This is a genomic window from Streptomyces sp. NPDC029164, assembly GCF_055563995.1.
In genome coordinates this window covers 22,622-40,184 of record NZ_JBVHWW010000004.1, presented here as the reverse complement: position 1 = coordinate 40,184, position 17,563 = coordinate 22,622, and the positions used below count along the sequence as shown (strand labels likewise).

General features: G+C 74.3%; 12 protein-coding genes. 6 read left to right on the top strand and 6 right to left on the bottom strand.

The features are described 5' to 3' along the window. Positions 1–45: 45 nt before the first annotated feature. Both ACZ4VT_RS05565 and ACZ4VT_RS05560 read right to left on the bottom strand, forming a co-directional pair. On the bottom strand, positions 46–1,140 hold the full coding sequence (locus tag ACZ4VT_RS05565; RefSeq protein WP_467946903.1) for an FUSC family protein: 1,095 nt from the start codon (positions 1,138–1,140) through the stop codon (positions 46–48). Positions 1,141–1,204: 64 nt separating this feature from the next. Then, entirely contained in the window at positions 1,205–2,731 is a 1,527-nt protein-coding gene (locus ACZ4VT_RS05560; protein ID WP_467946901.1) for a PucR family transcriptional regulator, read from the bottom strand. 116 nt (positions 2,732–2,847) lie between these two features. On the opposite strand from ACZ4VT_RS05560, the gene speB reads away from it, so the two are divergent. The 3 genes from speB to ACZ4VT_RS05545 all read left to right on the top strand — a co-directional run bounded on the left by speB (position 2,848) and on the right by ACZ4VT_RS05545 (position 6,383). Beyond that, a complete protein-coding gene (gene speB / locus ACZ4VT_RS05555; protein ID WP_362808844.1) occupies positions 2,848–3,816 on the top strand; it encodes an agmatinase in 969 nt (322 codons plus the stop codon). Between the two features lie 46 nt (positions 3,817–3,862). Further along, entirely contained in the window at positions 3,863–5,545 is a 1,683-nt protein-coding gene (locus tag ACZ4VT_RS05550; RefSeq protein ID WP_467946899.1) for a thiamine pyrophosphate-binding protein, read from the top strand. 205 nt (positions 5,546–5,750) lie between these two features. Beyond that, on the top strand, positions 5,751–6,383 hold the full coding sequence (locus ACZ4VT_RS05545) for a hypothetical protein (RefSeq protein WP_467946897.1): 633 nt from the start codon (positions 5,751–5,753) through the stop codon (positions 6,381–6,383). On the opposite strand, the gene ACZ4VT_RS05540 is transcribed toward ACZ4VT_RS05545, so the two are convergent. Next, positions 6,373–7,374, bottom strand: coding sequence for a hypothetical protein (locus ACZ4VT_RS05540; RefSeq protein WP_467946895.1), 1,002 nt, complete (start codon positions 7,372–7,374; stop codon positions 6,373–6,375). The genes ACZ4VT_RS05545 and ACZ4VT_RS05540 overlap by 11 nt on opposite strands. 160 nt (positions 7,375–7,534) lie before the next feature. Here ACZ4VT_RS05540 and ACZ4VT_RS05535 point away from each other — a divergent pair, with 160 nt between their 5' ends. After that, a complete protein-coding gene (locus ACZ4VT_RS05535; protein ID WP_467946894.1) occupies positions 7,535–11,428 on the top strand; it encodes an ABC transporter ATP-binding protein in 3,894 nt (1,297 codons plus the stop codon). Between the two features lie 15 nt (positions 11,429–11,443). Here ACZ4VT_RS05535 and ACZ4VT_RS05530 read toward each other — a convergent pair whose 3' ends face one another. Then, a complete protein-coding gene (locus tag ACZ4VT_RS05530) occupies positions 11,444–11,998 on the bottom strand; it encodes an EF-hand domain-containing protein (protein WP_467946892.1) in 555 nt (184 codons plus the stop codon). 568 nt (positions 11,999–12,566) lie between these two features. Between ACZ4VT_RS05530 and ACZ4VT_RS05525 the strand changes: the two genes are divergently transcribed. Then, entirely contained in the window at positions 12,567–12,821 is a 255-nt protein-coding gene (locus tag ACZ4VT_RS05525) for a hypothetical protein (RefSeq protein WP_467946890.1), read from the top strand. An 84-nt stretch (positions 12,822–12,905) separates the two neighbouring features. Then, the gene (locus ACZ4VT_RS05520; protein ID WP_467946888.1) at positions 12,906–14,339 is read left to right on the top strand and encodes a S28 family serine protease; all 1,434 of its coding nucleotides are present in this window, start codon (positions 12,906–12,908) and stop codon (positions 14,337–14,339) included. Positions 14,340–14,393: 54 nt separating this feature from the next. Here the strand turns inward: ACZ4VT_RS05520 and ACZ4VT_RS05515 are convergent, their stop codons facing one another. After that, on the bottom strand, positions 14,394–16,220 hold the full coding sequence (locus ACZ4VT_RS05515; RefSeq protein WP_467946886.1) for a glycoside hydrolase family 3 protein: 1,827 nt from the start codon (positions 16,218–16,220) through the stop codon (positions 14,394–14,396). A gap of 401 nt (positions 16,221–16,621) precedes the next feature. Next, a complete protein-coding gene (locus ACZ4VT_RS05510; protein WP_467946884.1) occupies positions 16,622–17,518 on the bottom strand; it encodes a LysR family transcriptional regulator in 897 nt (298 codons plus the stop codon). Positions 17,519–17,563 lie beyond the last annotated feature (45 nt).

Genomic DNA, 17,563 nt, shown 5'->3' with positions numbered 1-17,563 from the left:
TGGGTGACCGACCTCATGCGGGGCGGCCGCGCCGGCCGGGCGGGCTCAGCCCGGGGCCGGGTCGAGGTGCTCGGCCAGCGCCTCGTGGGTGAGGTGGAGGCCGGCCCGCAGGACCGCGTCGCGGCGGCCGGGATGGGCGGCCCGGTGCCGCAGTTCCAGCTCCCGGGCCAGCCGCAGCCGGTCCGTGCAGTCCTCGCCGCGCAGGGCCGCGTCCAGGGCCGAGGCGGTCGCCCCGACCAGCGGCGCCATGGCGCGCACCGCCCCGTCCGCCCCGTCCGCCCCGCCCGGGACGGCTTGCGAGCCGCTCGCTCCCGCCCGCTCCCCGCCGGCCACCTGTCGCCCCCCGCCGGCGGCGGAGGAGCGGATCTCCAGCTCCCGCGTGAGGAACAGCAGGGCCGGCGCCGTCCGGGCGGCCAGCCGCAGCCGCGGACGGAGCGTGTCCGCGGCCCCGGCCGGCGCCTGCCGGGGCGGCAGGAGCAGCAGGCGTCCCGTCCTGCGGTCCAGCGCGGCGGACAGTTCGTACGGGCGGCGCCACCGGGCGAAGGGGTCCGCCGGCGCGGGGCCCGTGGGCCGCCCGGCGGCGGCCCGCGCCGCGATCCGCTCCAGCAGGGCGCCGAGCCCGGTGCGGTACTCCTCCAGGCCGCTCACGGCCTCCCGGTACGGGTCGGGGGGCCACAGCAGCGGGCCGAGGAGCACCACGACGGCGATGCCGGCCGCGGTCTCCTCCAGCCGGGCCAGCGGGTATCCGGGCACCGGCGTCGCGTAGATCACCAGCGCGGTGACCAGCACCTGCTGATTGGGGGAGCCGTCGTGGCGCAGCAGGAACATCCCGGCGCACGCGCACACGACGAGGACCAGGAACGACAGCGAACCCGACGGCAGCCAGTGCAGGACCAGCACGCTCAGCACCACCCCGACGACCACCCCCACCAGCCGCTCCAGGGCCAGCCGGGGCGCCGCGAACACGTCGTCGCGCAGGATGAGGACGGCAGGCAGGGCCGCGGGCACGGGGGCCGTACTCGTACCGAGCCACACGCACACGAACCACGGGACCGTCGCGCACACCAGCAGCCGGGCGGCCGGTGCCAGGCGCTCACCGAAGGGGCGGCTCCGCGCCGGGACGGACGTGCTGCCGAGCATGCGGCACATCGTAGGGGCGGCCGCCGCTCCCCGGCGGGCCCGCGGGGCGGGCGTCGGGGAGCGTTCAGCCGCCCGGCCCCGGCGGGGGCCCCTGCCAGCGCAGGGCGAACCACAGCTCCATCCGGGTGTCCGGGTCGTCCAGGTCCCGCCCCAGCAGCTCCGCGCAGCGGGCCACGCGCTGGCGGACCGTGTTGCGGTGCACCCCCAGGGCGGCGGCGGTGCGGTCCCACCCGCCGTGGTGCGCCAGCCAGCCGCGCAGCGTCTCCCGCAGGACGGGGGAGAGCGGCGCGAGCAGGGCCGCCGCGTGCGCGCTGGCCTCCGCCTCGCCGACCAGGCCCGAGAAACCGGGGGCGGCGTGCCGGGCCAGGGGGGCGCGGGCCGCCTCGGCGCGCTCCAGGGCCCGCCGGGCCTGCGCGTCGGCGGCGGGGAGCGCGCCGGGTGCGGCCGGGGCGCTCACCCCGAGGCGCCAGCCGGGCCGCGCGCCCGGCTCCCGCTCGGTGAGCAGGCGTACGGGATCCCCGCGCGGATCGACCAGTACGGTGCCCAGCGCGGCCGCCAGGGCCTGCGGGTCGCCCGTCCCGCGGGCGTGCACCACGTGCCAGGGCCCGGGGGACAGGACCGCGGCGGGATCGCCGTCGAGGAGCAGCCGGGCGAGGGCCGCCGCCTCCGGTCCGGCCGGGCGGTGCGCGGTGAGCAGGGTCAGCAGCACCGCCGCGACCGAGGCGATCGTGTGGTCTCCGGGGGCGCGGGCGGGCGTGGCGGTCCCGAGCGCCCGTACGGCCTCCGTCCTCGGCTCGGACGCGGGCTCGGCGGCGGGCTTGGCGGCCGGCTCGGCCGCGGGCTTGGACGCGGGCTTGGACGCGGGCTTGGACGCCGGCGCCGGCGCGGCCTCCGCCGCGGGCGCCGGGCCGCCCAGGGCGTGGGCCGTGAGGTGCCATCCGCCCGCCTGGTCGGTCGCCGTCGCGGGCCCGCCCGGCCGGCCGACGCGGGCCAGCAGCGCGCGCAGCGCCGCCGCGGCCTCCGGGGGCGGCGGGTTCCCCGCGGAGCGGTCGTCCGGCCGGAGCGTGACGTGGCCGCCCAGGCTCGCCGCCAGCCGCGACAGCACCGCCGGGACCGGATCGGGCCGGGCGGCCGCCGCCGCGAGGGACTGCTGGGCCTCGGTGACCCGGCGCAGCTCCCGCGTACGGGCCCCCGCCATCAGCCGCCAGACCGTACGGGCCACCGCGCTGAAGGGCGTGCCCGGCGGGACCTCCAGGAGCGGCAGCCCGTGGTGCGCGCAGGCCTCGGCCAGGCCGGCCGGCACCCGCTCGTGCACGGGCGCCACCCCGAAGCCGAGGGCCGCCACCCCGGCCTCGGCCAGCCGGGCGACGTAGCCGTCGGGATCCGTGCCGAGCCCGGCCCCCGCCGTCAAAAGCAGCTCGCCGCCGAGCAGGTACGGGGACGGGTCGGCCATCTCGGAGGCGTGCACCCCGTGCACATCGGCCTCGGCCGGGCCCGCGAGGTGGCGCAGGCCCAGCTCCCGGTCGGGCAGCAGCGCGCCGAGCGGGACCGGTGCGGTGGGCGGGGGCGGGTCAGTGGCCGAGGCCTCCATGGATACTCCGTACAGATCAGGGGTCTCCTGTGGATGGTACGTACACTTCGCGTCGGGTGGGCGCCGCCTTACGCTCGAAGAACCGCACTTGTAGGACCTCCAGAAGGGCACCCCCCATGAGCACGCAGCCGCGCGGCCCCGTCGACTCCTCCCGCATCCCGCGCTACGCGGGCCCGGCGACCTTCGCCCGGCTGCCCCGCCTCGACGAGGTCGGCGGCAAGGCGGACGTCGCCGTCGTCGGCGTGCCCTTCGACTCCGGCGTCTCCTACCGCCCGGGCGCCCGCTTCGGCGGCAACGCCATCCGCGAGGCCTCGCGCCTGCTGCGCCCGTACAACCCGGCGCAGGACGCCTCCCCCTTCGCGCTCGCGCAGGTCGCCGACGCCGGTGACATCGCCGCGAACCCGTTCAACATCAACGAGGCGGTCGAGACGATCGAGGCCGCGGCCGACGAGCTGATCGGCAACGGCTCCCGCCTGATGACCCTCGGCGGCGACCACACCATCGCCCTCCCGCTGCTCCGCTCGGTCGCGAAGAAGCACGGCCCGGTGGCCCTGCTCCACTTCGACGCCCACCTGGACACCTGGGACACGTACTTCGGCGCCGAGTACACCCACGGCACCCCCTTCCGCCGCGCCGTGGAGGAGGGCATCCTCGACACCGAGGCGCTCTCGCACGTCGGTACCCGCGGCCCGCTGTACGGCAAGCAGGACCTCGACGACGACGCCAAGATGGGCTTCGGCATCGTCACCTCGGCGGACGTCTACCGCCGCGGCGCCGACGAGGTCGCCGACCAGCTGCGCCAGCGCATCGGCGACCGCCCGCTCTACATCTCCATCGACATCGACGTGCTGGACCCGGCGCACGCGCCCGGCACCGGCACCCCCGAGGCGGGCGGCATGACCTCCCGCGAGCTGCTGGAGATCATCCGCGGCCTGTCCTCCTGCAACCTGGTTTCGGCGGACGTCGTCGAGGTGGCCCCGGCGTACGATCACGCGGAGATCACCTCGGTCGCGGCCTCGCACACCGCGTACGAGCTGACCACGATCATGAGCCGTCAGATCTCTGCCGCGAGGCAGGGCCGATAAGCACAGCGCGGCGGCGAAGGCGAACCCGAAGGGCGAGTAAGCGCACGTGACGCACGACCACGACCTGGTACTCCGTCCCACCGAGGCCCAGACGGCCGCCGCCCTGGCCCCACCGCCGGGGCGGACGGGCGGGGACCTGGTCGTGGAGACGCTGCGCTCGCTCGGCGCCACCACCGTCTTCGGGCTGCCGGGCCAGCACGCCCTCGGCCTCTTCGACGCGGTGGGGCGCTCCGACCTGCGCCTCGTCGGACTCCGTACGGAGAACAACGCGGGCTTCGCCGCCGACGCCTACGGCCGGATCACCGGCGAGGCGGTCCCCCTCCTCCTCTCCACCGGCCCGGGCGCGCTCATGGCCCTGCCCGCGCTCGCGGAGGCGGCCGCGGCCTCGGCCCCGGTGCTCGCGATCTCCTCGCAGGTCCCCGTCGGGGGCCTGGGCGGGGGCCGCCGAGGCCACCTGCACGAGCTGCGCGACCAGGCGGCGTCCTTCCGGGACGTGGTGAAGTCGGTCCACACCGCCCGCACCCCGTCCCAGATCCCCTCCGTCATCGCGGCGGCCTGGGAGTCGGCGCTGACCGCTCCGCACGGCCCGGTCTGGGTGGAGATCCCGGAGGACGTCCTGCGCGCAGAGACGTTCATTCCGCAGGTCACGGGATTGGACGCGACCCCGCACGAGCTCGCCCCCCGCCCGGAGCTCACCGCCGTGGCCGCGCACTGGCTCTCCTCGGCCGAGCGCCCGGTGATCATCGCCGGCGGCGGGGTCGTCCGCTCCGACGCCGCGGGCAAGCTCAAGCAGCTGGCGGAACGCCTGGGCGCCCCCGTGGTCACCACCTTCGGCGGCAAGGGCGCCTTCCCCTGGACCCACCCGCTCTCCCTCCAGTCCTGGCTGGAGGACCGTCACATGACGGACTTCCTGGAGGACGCGGACGTCCTGCTGGTCGTCGGCTCGGGCCTCGGGGAACTCTCCTCGAACTACCACACGTTCTTTCCCACGGGCCGGGTCGTCCAGATCGACGCGGACCTCGGCAAGCTGGAGTCCAACCACCCGGCCCTCGGCATCCACGCGGACGCCCGCCTGGCCCTCCAGGCCCTGCTGGAGACGGTGTCCGAGCGCGAGGACCCCGCCGCCCCGGAGCGCGTCCGCCTCGTCCTCGACGACATCGAGGCGCGCCTCGCCACCCAGGACGTCTCCCTGGAACGCTCGCTGCTGACCTCGATCCGGTCCGCCCTCCCCGCGCGCTCCCCGTCCTTCTGGGACATGACGATCCTGTCCTACTGGGCCTGGTCCGCCTTCGACGCGAAGCACCCCAACACCATGCACTCGGCGCAGGGCGCGGGCGGCCTCGGTTACGCCTTCCCGGCGGCCCTCGGCGCCTGCGTCGCCGAACCGGGCACACCGGTCCTGGCGGTGTCCGGCGACGGCGGCGCGATGTACTCGATCGCGGAACTGGCCACGGCCCGCCAGCACGACCTCGACGTCACCTGGCTGATCGTGGACGACGGCGGCTACGGCATCCTGCGCGAGTACATGACGCAGTCCTTCGGCAGCGCCACCGGCACGGAACTCACCCGCCCCGACTTCGCCGCCCTCGCGGCGTCCTTCGACGTCCCGGCGACCACGACCACCCCGGAATCCCTCGCCTCCGACCTCAAGAAGGCCCTCGCCACCCCGGGCCCCTCGGTGGTCGTCCTCCCGGCCCTCCTCAAGATGTTCGCCCCGACTCACCTCTAGGGGCCTCGGCCCGTCTCCGGCCTCGGCCGGGCGGCCTTGCCGGTCCCGTTCCGCCAGGGGGCGGCAGCCCCGGCGCCCCGCCTGCCCCGGCCGACGCGTTCCTTCGGGTGATGACGCTGTGTCATCGAGCCGGGTGGGCCGGGGGTGTGGGACGTTGGGCCGCGGGGGCCGGAGCGGGAGCGGGAGCGGAGGTGGTGGTGCCGTGATGCGCGCAGTCGTCCGCGGTCTTGTCGTGGCCGTGGTGTCCGGGGTGCTGGCCGCGACCGCGGGGTGCCAGAGCGCGGGGCCCGCCGACGGGTCCGGAACGCCGCTCCCCACCGCCACGACCGGGATCCAGGAGAGCACCCCGGCCGCCTCGTCCTCGGTGTTCCTGGGGCAGGGGTCCGACGCCTCCACCTCGCAGGTCAGCGTGCCGACCGCGCAGGTCGGCGAGCCGGCCGACGGGGACGTCACGGTGGTCAACCCGAGCGGCGACCCCGTCACCGTCCAGAACCTCGCCGCCACCACCGACAGCGGCGCGACCTCGATCGTCGAGGACACCTGCACGGGCGTGGAACTGCCGCCGGGCGGCAGCTGCCGGATCCGGGTGCAGCACATCGCCACGGAGGCCGGCCCCTACACCGGCGAGCTGACCGCGACGACCTCCGACGGCAACGTCCTGACCGCCGCCATCTCCGGTGAGGCACTGGGCGAGGCCACCCCCACCGACGAGGACACCACGGGCACGGAGACGCCGTCGCCGTCCCTTTCCCCCTCCCCTTCCTTCTCGCCCTCGCCCTCGCCGTCGCCGACCTCCGACACCGACACCGAGACTTCCGAGCCGGCCGTCACGGACTGATCTCGATCCTGACGGTGTCGTCGTCGGGCAGGACCACCAGCGTGCGCTCCTGCTGCCCCGGCAGGTAGGAGACGAGGTAGAAGCGGGCCGGCGTCTTCGCGAGGACGCGGAAACCGCGGTACTGGTAGCGGTACGGACTCCTGCCGCTGCCCAGGTCGTCGAAGACGATGCCCGGCGCGTGATGGGTCACGGGCACCCGGGAGTAGACGACCAGCCTCGGGCTGGAGACGTAGCCCTCCGCGGCGTCGCTCATGGCCTCCGTGCGGCCGGCCATGGCCACGTACCGCGCCATGCCGAAGAACAGGCTCATCGTCAGCACCCCGAGAAGCAGGGCGCCGGCGGTCAGCCACAGCCGGTCGGCCGTACGGCTCTCCCCGTGCTGCCCCTCCTGGCCGTCGGGGCCCCCGGCGCTCAGGCGCAGCTGGACGGCGAAGAACGCCAGCGTGGCCCCCAGGGCCACCGCCAGGCAGGGCACGAACTCGCGCGGCCAGCCCCGGGGGAGCCGCGGCAGCCGGCCCTCCCAGAAGAAGACCGGGAAGCCCGCCAGCACCAGGAACAGTCCGGCCGCGAGCAGCCAGCGGGTCACCGCCACGCGCCGGGCCTGCTGCCGCGGCCCGGCCAGCAGCCGTCCCGCCCACCCCAGTGCCAGCAGCACGGCCAGCCCGCAGAACAGCAGGAACCAGAGCGGGAAGAAGATCGCACCCGGGCTCCTCACCAGGTAGGCCTGGACGGAGAGCTGGAGGTCGGCCGCCGGCACGCCGAAGGTGGCGTAGTACGCCTCGGTGTAGGTGCTGCCGAAGTAGTAGAGGAGACCGAGGACGATGGTCCCCGGCGCCGCGATGTACGCCACCTTCTCCAGGAACGCCTTCGACGGGCTCGCCGCCCGCGCGCCGGCCGCCTGTGTACCCGCCGCCTGCGTACCCGCCTCCTGCGTACCCGCCTCCTGCGGTCCGGCCGTCTGCGGTACCGGCGGCTCCTGCGGCTCCGACATGCGCCCAGTCTGGGCGTCGGTCCCCGGACCCGCACCCGGGGCGGCGCCGGACGGCTGACCCTCGGGCGGGACCGGCGAATGAACCCCTCCGGCCCACGTCCGGGTGCTCCCCACGTGCGCCGGAGCCGCCCGGCGTACACGTTCGAATTGTTGCGGCGGGATGAAATCCGCCGGCCGGGGCGTTGCCGCCTCCGGCAGGACAAGACGAACGGGGAGGCACCACGTGACGGCGGCTGGGGAGAAACAGGGCTGGGGCAAGCGGCTGGCGGCCTACACCTGGCGGTACAGGCGCAACGTGCTGCTCGCGCTCGGCTCCTCGCTGGCCGGCATGGCCGTCATGGCGCTCGTACCGCTCGTCACCAGGGTGATCATCGACGATGTCATCGGCGACCAGAGCAAGCCCATGGGGCCCTGGGCCGGGCTCCTCATAGCCGCCGCCCTGCTCGTCTACGTGCTCACCTACATACGCCGGTACTACGGCGGGCGGCTCGCCCTCGACGTGCAGCACGACCTGCGCACCGACATGTACGCCACCATCGCCCGCCTCGACGGGCGCCGCCAGGACGAGCTGTCCACCGGGCAGGTCGTCGGGCGGGCCACCACCGACCTCCAGCTGATCCAGGGCCTGCTGTTCATGCTGCCCATGACCATCGGGAACTTCCTGCTCTTCGGGATATCCCTCGGGGTCATGCTGTGGCTCTCCCCGCTGCTGACCGTCGTCGCGCTGCTGATGGCCCCCGCCCTCTGGTTCATCGCCAAGCGCAGCCGCAAGAAGCTCTTCCCGGCCACCTGGTGGGCCCAGGGCCAGGCCGCCGCCGTCGCCACCGTCGTCGACGGGGCCGTGACCGGCGTCCGCGTCGTCAAGGGCTTCGGCCAGGAGGAGCAGGAGACCGGCAAGCTGCGCACGGCGAGCCGCCGGCTGTTCGCCGGACGCATGCGCACCATCCGCCTCAACTCCCGCTACACCCCCGCCCTCCAGGCCGTACCCGCCCTCGCCCAGGTCGCCATGCTGGCCCTCGGCGGCTGGATGGCCACCGAGGGGCAGGTCACCCTCGGCACCTTCGTCGCCTTCTCCACCTACCTGGCCCAGCTCGTCGGCCCGGTCCGCATGCTCGCCATGGTCCTCACCGTCGGCCAGCAGGCCCGCGCCGGCGTCGAGCGGGTCTTCGAGCTCATCGACACCGAGCCCGCGATCGAGGAGGGCACCCACGAGCTGCCCGCCGACGCGCCCGCCACCGTCGAGTTCGACGACGTCCGCTTCGGCTACGACCCCGAGCGGCCCGTCCTCGACGGGTTCTCGCTCTCCGTCGGGGAAGGCGAGACCATCGCCGTCGTCGGTGCCTCGGGAAGCGGGAAGTCCACCGTCTCGCTGCTGCTGCCCCGCTTCTACGACGCCGACGGCGGAGTGGTCCGCGTCGGCGGGCACGACGTCCGCGAGCTGACCTACGGCTCCCTGCGCTCCGCCATCGGGCTCGTCCCGGAGGACTCCTTCCTCTTCTCCGACACCATCCGCTCCAACATCGCCTACGGGCACCCCGGCGCCACCGAGGCGCAGATCGAGGCCGCCGCCCGCGCCGCCCAGGCCGAAGGCTTCATCCAGGCCCTGCCCGCCGGGTACGACACCAAGGTCGGGGAGCAGGGACTCACCCTCTCCGGCGGCCAGCGCCAGCGCATCGCCCTCGCCCGGGCCATCCTCACCGACCCCCGGCTGCTCCTCCTCGACGACGCCACCTCCGCCGTGGACGCCCGCGTCGAGCACGAGATCCACGAGGCCCTGCGCGCCGTCATGGCCGGCCGGACCACCCTGCTGATCGCCCACCGCCGCTCCACGCTCGCGCTGGCCGACCGGATCGCCGTACTCGACCGCGGGCGGCTCGCCGACATCGGGACGCACGAGGAGCTGGAGCGCCGCTCGGCGCTCTACCGCCGGCTGCTCACCGACCCCGACGCGCTCGGCGCCGGGTCGCCGCGGACTCCGGACGCCCCGCTGATGACGGAGTTCGAGCGCGAACTCGACCGCAAGCTCGAACGGGACATCGAGCTCGAAGCCGAGATCGACTCCGAGCCGGTCAACGCCAAGCGCCGGGTCGCGGCCGGGATCACCCCCGAGCTGTGGCGGCGCCGCGACGGGCAGAGCGGCCAGGCCCCCGCCGCCGCGAGCGGCGCGCCCGGAGCCGGCCACACCATGGCCGGGGCCGTCGCCGGCATGCCGGCGACGCCCGAACTCCTGGCACAGGTGGCCGCCCTGCCGCCCGCCGAGGACGAACCCGAGGTGGACGAGACACGCGCCGCGGCCGCCGAGGAGAGCTACGGCCTGCGCCGCCTGCTCCGCGGCTTCTGGGCGCCGCTCGCCATCAGCCTCGGCCTCGTCGCCGTGGACGCCGGCGCCGGACTGCTGCTGCCGATCCTGATCCGGCACGGCATCGACCAGGGCGTCGAGCAGGCCTTGCTCGGCGCCGTCTGGGTGGCCGCCGGGCTCGCCCTCGCCCTCGTCGTCGCGCAGGGGGCCGCGCAGTTCGCCGAGACCCGCATGACGGGCCGTACGGGCGAGCGCGTCCTGTACGCGCTGCGCGTCAAGATCTTCGCCCAGCTCCAGCGCCTCGGCCTCGACTACTACGAGCGCGAGCTGACCGGCAAGATCATGACCCGGATGACCACCGACGTCGACTCGCTGAGCTCGTTCCTGCAGACCGGGCTCGTCACCGCCGTCGTCTCCGTCTTCACCTTCTTCGGGATCCTCGTCGCCCTGCTCGTCCTCGACGTCGAGCTCGCGCTGATCGTCTTCGCGACCCTCCCCGTCCTGGTCGTCGGCACGATCATCTTCCGCCGCAGGTCCGTCGCCGCCTACGAGCTCGCCCGCGACCGCGTCAGCCTGGTCAACGCCGACCTCCAGGAGTCCGTCTCGGGCCTGCGCATCGTCCAGGCCTTCCGCCGCGAGGGCTCCGGCGCCGCCCGCTTCGCCGAGCGCAGCGACTCGTACCGCGAGGCCCGCGTCCGCGGCCAGTGGCTGATATCCGTCTACTTCCCCTTCGTCCAGCTGCTGTCCTCGGGCGCCGCGGCCGCCGTGCTGATCGTCGGCGCGGGCCGGGTGGAGGCCGGGACGCTCACCACCGGCGCGCTCGTCGCGTACCTGCTCTACATCGACCTGTTCTTCGCGCCCGTCCAGCAGCTCTCCCAGGTCTTCGACGGCTACCAGCAGGCCACCGTCTCGCTGGGCCGCATCCAGGGGCTGCTGCGCGAGCCCACCACCACCCCGCTCCCGGAGGAGCCCCGGGAGGTGCCGGAGCTGCGCGGGGAGATCGCCTTCGAGGACGTCCGCTTCCAGTACGGGACGGCGCAGGAGCGCGGCGAGAAGGGGGAGGCGCTGGCCGGCATCAGCCTGCGGATACCCGCCGGGCAGACCGTCGCCTTCGTCGGCGAGACGGGAGCCGGCAAGTCCACGCTGGTCAAGATGGTGGCCCGGTTCTACGACCCGACCTCCGGCCGGATCACCGCGGACGGCGCCGATCTGCGGCAGCTCGACCTGACGGCGTACCGGCACCGCCTGGGCGTCGTCCCCCAGGAGCCCTACCTCTTCCCGGGGACCGTCCGCGACGCCATCGCCTACGGGCGGCCCGACGCGAGCGACGCCGAGGTCGAGGCCGCCGCCCGCGCGGTCGGCGCCCACGACATGGTCGCCACCCTCGACGGCGGCTACCTGCACACCGTCGCCGAACGCGGCCGCAACCTCTCCGCCGGCCAGCGCCAGCTGATCGCGCTCGCCCGGGCCGAACTCGTCGACCCGGACGTGCTGCTGCTCGACGAGGCCACCGCCGCCCTGGACCTGGCCACCGAGGCCCAGGTCAACCAGGCGACGGACCGCCTCGCCGGCAAGCGCACCACCCTGGTGGTCGCGCACCGGCTGACCACCGCCGCGCGCGCCGACCGCGTCGTGGTCATGGACCACGGACGGGTCGTGGAGGACGGCACCCACGCCGAACTCCTGGCGCGCGGCGGCCGGTACGCCGAGCTGTGGCGCACCTTCGTCGGGGAGGACGAGCGCGCCGCGGCCTGAGGGGGCGCGAAGGGTTCAGAGTTCGCCGAAGAGCAGATTGCCCGGGGCGTCCTCGTCGGTGCCGGTGTAGTACTCGCGCACCGCGTGGAGGAGCTCGTCCACCGTCAGGGTGCCGTCCCCGTCCGCGTCGATCCGCTGGAACAGCGCCTCGGCGTCGGCGGGGCTCAGCTCCGTGTCGAAGGCGCCCTGTGCCCTGTGGAACTCCTCCGGGCTGATGACCCCGTCGCCGTCGGTGTCGACGATCGTGAGGATCGCCCGCATCATCGGCCGGAACGAGCGGTCGTAGGCGGGCCCGCCCTGTGCGTACAGGCGCGTCATGCCCAGCTTGTACTCCTCGGGCGTGACCTTGCCGTCCCGGTCCGTGTCCAGCTCGGTGAAGAGGTCTTGCCAGAAGTCGGTCAGACCGCGCATCACCAGTTCGGCCCTGGGCGAGGTGGCCGGCTCGTCGAGGGCCGACAGCAGCCGGGACCCGAGCGCGAAGATGTCGTCGGCCTCGACCACCCCGCTCCCGTCGGCGTCCAGGTGTGTGAAGGCGCGCTCCAGCTTGCGGTCGAGCAGGTCGTTCGTCATTTCAAGTGCCTTTCACGGCTACGTTGAGCATGCTTTCGATTACCTAGCGTAAGGTCCGCCTTGATCGTGAACTCCCGTTCAGCCGCTGGGAAGTTGTGAATGCACTCTTACGAGGTATCGGTGGTCGGCGCGGAAGAGTCCGGTACCCGTTGGGTCCACTGCGCGCCGTCGCCTTCCTTCCGCGAGGAGACCTTCTTCCCGCTGCTGTGCGTGGTCGTCCCCGAGGCCCCGGCCGTGCCCGGCGAGGCGATCGCCTTCCTCAACGTCAACCGCTACGGGCTGCGCACCTCCCTGTGGACGCGGGAGGCGGTCTTCGATCACGCGGCGGCCGGCGTGACTCTTTGCGTGCTGCAACCTTCCGCGGGGCTCGGGCGTCGTACGTGCGTGCGTGTGCAGTGCGTACGACCGATCGGGGGACAGGTTGTTGCAGGGGTGGAGGAGACGGGCCCGTCGGGCCGCGTCCCTGGGGGTCTTCGCGGCGGCGCTGTGGCTCTGCGCCGGTGGACTGTTCACGGCGCCGCCCGCGCAGGCGGCGGCCCACGGCTGCGGGGGCCGGCTGGCGAGAACCATGCCCTTCGAGACGGGTGAGGTGCGCGTCTACAAGAGCCGCAACCAGGCCTGCGCGGTGACCGTGGCCCGCGTCCCCGGCGAGCGGCGGCGGATGGCGGTGAGCATCCAGCCCCGCGGTGGGGCCCCCGTCCGTGAAGAGGGGCGATTCACCCGATATGCCGGGCCTGTCACCGTCGGCGCGATCAGCCGCTGCGTGTATGTAAGGGGCGGTGTGGGTGCCGGATCGGCCACTTCCGGCTGGATCCTGTGCTGAGGTACCGGCCCAACTAGGTCTGTTCAGCGGCGCGTTGCCCCGGCTAGGTTCACGGCGACCGAAGTGAACTCAAGGGGAGGGTGCATGCGCAAGACGCTCGGATGGCTGCTGTCGCTCGTGGTGCTGATCGGCACCATGGGCGCGGCCGGCTCCACGGCGCAAGCGGCCACAGCCGCGGAACCGCCGGCCGCCACGGACATCAAGGACCAGATCCTCGGCATTCCGGGGATGAGCCTGATCGAGGAGAAGCCGTACCCCGGCTACCGCTTCTTCGTTCTGAACTACGAGCAGCCGGTGGACCACCGGCAGCCGTGGAAGGGCACTTTCAAGCAGCGCCTGACCCTTCTGCACAAGGACGTCTCGCGGCCGTCGGTGTTCTTCACCTCCGGCTACAACGTCAACACCAGCCCGCGCCGCAGCGAGCCGACGACCATCGTCGACGGCAACCAGGTGTCTCTGGAGTATCGATTCTTCACCCCCTCCCGGCCCGACCCGGCCAACTGGGCGAAGCTGGACATCTGGCAGGCCGCCAGTGACCAGCACCGCCTCTTCACCGCCCTGAAGAAGATCTACAAGAAGAACTGGCTGGCCACGGGCGGCAGCAAGGGCGGGATGACGGCGACGTACTACGAGCGGTTCTACCCGCGCGACATGGACGGCGTCGTCGCGTACGTCGCGCCCAACGACGTCGCCGACAAGGAGGACTCGGCCTACGACAGGTTCTTCGCCAAGGTCGGCACCAAGGAGTGCCGCGACAGGCTGAACGCGGTCCAGCGCGAGGCGCTCGTGCGCCGCGAGCCGCTGGAGGCCAAGTACGCCGTGGCCGCCGCCGAGAACGGCTGGACCTTCACCACCGTCGGCAACCTCGACAAGGCCTACGAAGCCGTCGTGCTCGACTACGTGTGGGCCTTCTGGCAGTACAGCCTGCTCGCCGACTGCGGCTCCGTCCCGACGGCCGCCACCGCCAGCGACCAGGAGATCTGGGACACGATCGACGCGATCTCCGGCTTCTCGGCCTACGCCGACCAGGGCCTGGAGACGTATACGCCGTACTACTACCAGGCGGGTACGCAGCTGGGCTCCCCGGACATCAAGCAGCCGCACCTGAAGGGCCTGAGCCGCTACGGCTACCAGCCGCCGCGCAACTTCGTGCCCCGGGACATCCCCATGACCTTCCAGCCGGGGGTCATGGCGGACGTGGACAAGTGGGTCCGCGACAACGCCGACCAGATGCTCTTCGTGTACGGCCAGAACGACCCGTGGGGCGCCGAGCCCTTCCACCTCGGGTACGGGGTCCGCGACAGCCACGTCATGATCGCGCCGGGCGCCAACCACGGGGCCAACGTCGCGAAGCTCCTGGACGGCGAGAAGACCCTCGCCACCGCGAAGATCCTCCAGTGGGCCGGGGTGGCTCCGGCCGCCACGATCGCCGACGAGTCGAAGGCGGCGCCGCTGGCCGCCGCGGACGCGCAGCTCGACCAGCAGGACCCGGAGCGCGAGCCGCAGCTGCGGCCGTAACGCCATGGGCCGTGCCTCGGAGCCCCGGGGCACGGGCCGCGCGGCTGACGCCGCCTAGCGCGTCAGCCCGTGGCCCAGCGGGTAGCGGCCCGGCACCGGGACCGGGATGCGGCCGGCGGGCCGTACCGCCCCGGTGAGCACCCGGGCCGCCGCCCGCATCTCCACGTCCGTCCACGAGTACGTCGCCAGCTCCGCCGCGCAGGCCGGCAGCCGGGCCGGGTCGTACGGATTGCGGACCGCCAGCAGGATCACCGGGACACCGGACGCGATCAGGTCCGTCACCAGCCGGCGTTGTGGATCGTCGTCTTCGTCGCCGTTGCGTTCCGGGACGTTGTACGTGCACACCAGTACGGCCGCGTGGCCGGGCACCGCGGCCGGCGCACGGGCGGGCGGGACCGCCGTGGCCCGGCAGCCCAGGGCCGTCAGCTCCCGCGCCAGTACGGCCGTGGGAGGGCCCGTGGTGCCCGTGGGGGAGGCCGGATCCGTCCCCGTGACCAGCAGCCGGGGGCCGGCCGCCGCGTCGATCGGCACCAGCCCGCGGGGATTGGCCAGCAGGGTCGTCGTGCCCGCCGCGATCTGGTCGGCGGCGTCCCGGTGCCGGCGGATGCCGACGGTGGCGTCCACCGCCTCGGTCGTGGTGTACGCCTCGTCGAACAGCCCCCGGCGGGACTTCAGTTCCAGGATCCGCAGCACCGACTCCTCGACCCGGGCCTCCGTCAGCTCGCCCGCCTCGACGGCCGCCAGCACACTGCGGTACGCGAGCCCCAGGTCCGGCGGGTTCAGCAGCTGGTCGCAGCCCGCCAGCAGGGCCAGGACGGGGACGCGGTCGTCCCCGTACTTCTGGCGGACCCCGGCCATGTCGAGGGCGTCGGTGACCACCACCCCCTGGAAGCCGAGGCGTTCGCGCAGGATGCCCGTGACGATCGGCCGGGAGAGGGTCGCGGGATCCCCCGAGGGGTCGAGCGCGGGGAAGACGATGTGCGCCGTCATGACCGCGTCCACGCCCGCCTTCACCGCGGCGCGGAACGGCGGCTCGTCCAGCTCCTCCCAGGCGGCGCGGGTGTGCCGCATCACCGGCAGGCCCACGTGGCTGTCGGTCTCGGTGTCCCCGTGGCCCGGGAAGTGCTTCGCGGTGGCGGCCACGCCCGCGCCCTGGTAACCGCGCACCTGGGCGGCCACCAGGGCCGCCACGGCGTGCGGGTCGGAGCCGAAGGACCGTACGCCGATCACGGGGTTGGCCGGGTTGACGTTGACGTCGGCCACCGGGGCGTAGTCCTGCCGGATGCCCAGGGCGGCCAGCTCGGCGCCCGCGATGCGGGCGGCCCGCTGGGCGTCGGCGGTGGAGCCGCCGGCGCCCAGCGCCATCGCCCCCGGGAGCAGGGTGGCCGGGGCGCCGATCCGGGCGACGGCGCCGTGCTCCTGGTCGGTCGAGAGCAGCAGCGGGATCCGGGCGCCGGAGGCGAGGGCGGCCTGCTGGAGGCCGACCGAGAGGGCGGCGATCTGGTGCGGGGCGCGGGTGTTGTGGGCCCAGGCGAAGTAGACGATCCCGCCGAGGTGGTAGCGCGAGACCAGTTCGGCGGCGGTGCGCACGCCGAACAGGGTCTGGTTCTGCTCGGCGTCGGCCGGGTCGGGATCGGTCGCCGAATGGCCGTACGCCCGCGAGACGAAGAGCTGCCCGACCTTCTCGGCGAGGCTCATCCCGTCCACGAAGCGGCGCAGGCTCGCCCGGTCGGGGCGGTGGCCCGGTGGGCCCTCGGGGGACCTGGGGTCGTCGGGGGTGCCGTGCGTGCCGAGCGTGGCGGAGGCGGCCCCCGCGGCGGCGACGGCGGCGGCCATGGCGGCTGCGGTGAGCAGGGTCCGGCGGGAGGCGTGGTGCGGCACGGGGCGGACCCTACCGGGTGCCCTCCGGGCGGGTCGGCTGTGTCGGGGTGTGTTGGCCAAGTACCGCCGGTTGCCGTGCGGTGCCGTGCGGTGCGGTGCCGTGCAGTGCAGAGCAGTGCCGTGCGGTGCCGTGCGGTGCCGTGCGGTGCCTTGCCGTGCAGGGCAGTGCCTTGCCTGGCCGGCCGGGGTGGGTGGGGCGGTTTCGGCGGGGCCGGGCGCGCGCCGGGGCGTCTCCTCGGGCGCCGAACGTGACGAGGGGTCGGAGAGTCTGGCGGAAGTGCGTTCGGCGCCCTGCGGGGATCGCCCCGGCACACACCCGGCCCCGCCGAAACCGCCCGGGGGGTCGGAGGGCCCGGTCTCGTTCGCGGTTGGTGCCTTGCCGGGTCGCCCCGGTGTGGCGGTTAGGTGGGCCAGTGGGACTGGAGGGTTTTCACGGCTTCTGTGATGGCGGGGCGGCGGGCGGCGCCGGTGCGCCAGAGGGCGTACAGGCGGCGTACGGGGCCCGGTTCCAGGGGGACCGCCACCGCGCCCGGCGGCAGCGTTCCGGTGCCCAGGCGGGGGACGACGGCGACTCCGAGGCCGGCCGCGACCAGGGCGACGATGGTGTGGTTCTCCTCGGCCACGTGCGCGATGTCGGGTTCGAAGCCGGCCGTGCGCAGGGTCCGTACCAGCCAGTCGTGGCAGACGCGGCCGGGCGGCTGGCAGACCCAGCGCTCGCCGCCGAGGTCGCCGCGCTGGATGGTCCGGCGCGTGGTGAAGGGGTGGCCGGCCGGGACGACCAGGTCACAGAGGTCGTCGCCGATCACCGCCTGCTCGATCCCCTCGGGCGCGGGCAGCGGGGCGATGTCCCAGTCGTGGGCCACGGCCAGATCGGTGACCCCCCGTGCCACCAGGTCGACGGACAGGTGCGGGTCCACCTCGGTCAGGCGCACCTCGAGTGCGGGGTGGCGGACGGCCAGATCGGCCAGGACGCCCGGCAGCAGCCCGCGCGCCGCCGAGGCGAACGCGGCCACCGTCAGCAGCCCGCTCGGCTGCCCGCGCCGCTCCTCCAGGGTGGTCTCGGCGTGTTCCACGATCGCCAGCAACTGCTGGGCGGCGTCGGCCAGATGGCGGGCCTCCTCGGTGAGCGCGACCCCGCGCCCGCGCCGCTCCAGCAGGGTGGTGCGTGTCTCCCGCTCCAGCTTGGAGATCTGCTGCGAGACCGCGGAGGGGGTGTAGCCGAGGGCGGCCGCGGCGCCCGCGACCGAGCCGTGGACGGAGACGGCGTGCAGGGCGCGGAGCCGGGCGAGATCGAGCATGCCTCTATCGTAAGCATCGCTTCATCGAGTGCGGAAGCGATTCGC

What these genes read in the sequence shown, in the direction of transcription:
- ACZ4VT_RS05525 (WP_467946890.1), top strand. Translation starts at nt 12,567, where the DNA reads ATGCCCTTCGAGACGGGTGAGGTGCGCGTCTACAAGAGCCGCAACCAG.
- ACZ4VT_RS05560 (WP_467946901.1), bottom strand. Translation starts at nt 2,731, where the DNA reads ATGGAGGCCTCGGCCACTGACCCGCCCCCGCCCACCGCACCGGTCCCG.
- speB (WP_362808844.1), top strand. Translation starts at nt 2,848, where the DNA reads ATGAGCACGCAGCCGCGCGGCCCCGTCGACTCCTCCCGCATCCCGCGC.
- ACZ4VT_RS05540 (WP_467946895.1), bottom strand. Translation starts at nt 7,374, where the DNA reads ATGTCGGAGCCGCAGGAGCCGCCGGTACCGCAGACGGCCGGACCGCAG.
- ACZ4VT_RS05530 (WP_467946892.1), bottom strand. Translation starts at nt 11,998, where the DNA reads ATGACGAACGACCTGCTCGACCGCAAGCTGGAGCGCGCCTTCACACAC.
- ACZ4VT_RS05510 (WP_467946884.1), bottom strand. Translation starts at nt 17,518, where the DNA reads ATGCTCGATCTCGCCCGGCTCCGCGCCCTGCACGCCGTCTCCGTCCAC.
- ACZ4VT_RS05565 (WP_467946903.1), bottom strand. Translation starts at nt 1,140, where the DNA reads ATGCTCGGCAGCACGTCCGTCCCGGCGCGGAGCCGCCCCTTCGGTGAG.
- ACZ4VT_RS05520 (WP_467946888.1), top strand. Translation starts at nt 12,906, where the DNA reads ATGCGCAAGACGCTCGGATGGCTGCTGTCGCTCGTGGTGCTGATCGGC.
- ACZ4VT_RS05545 (WP_467946897.1), top strand. Translation starts at nt 5,751, where the DNA reads ATGCGCGCAGTCGTCCGCGGTCTTGTCGTGGCCGTGGTGTCCGGGGTG.
- ACZ4VT_RS05535 (WP_467946894.1), top strand. Translation starts at nt 7,535, where the DNA reads ATGAAATCCGCCGGCCGGGGCGTTGCCGCCTCCGGCAGGACAAGACGA.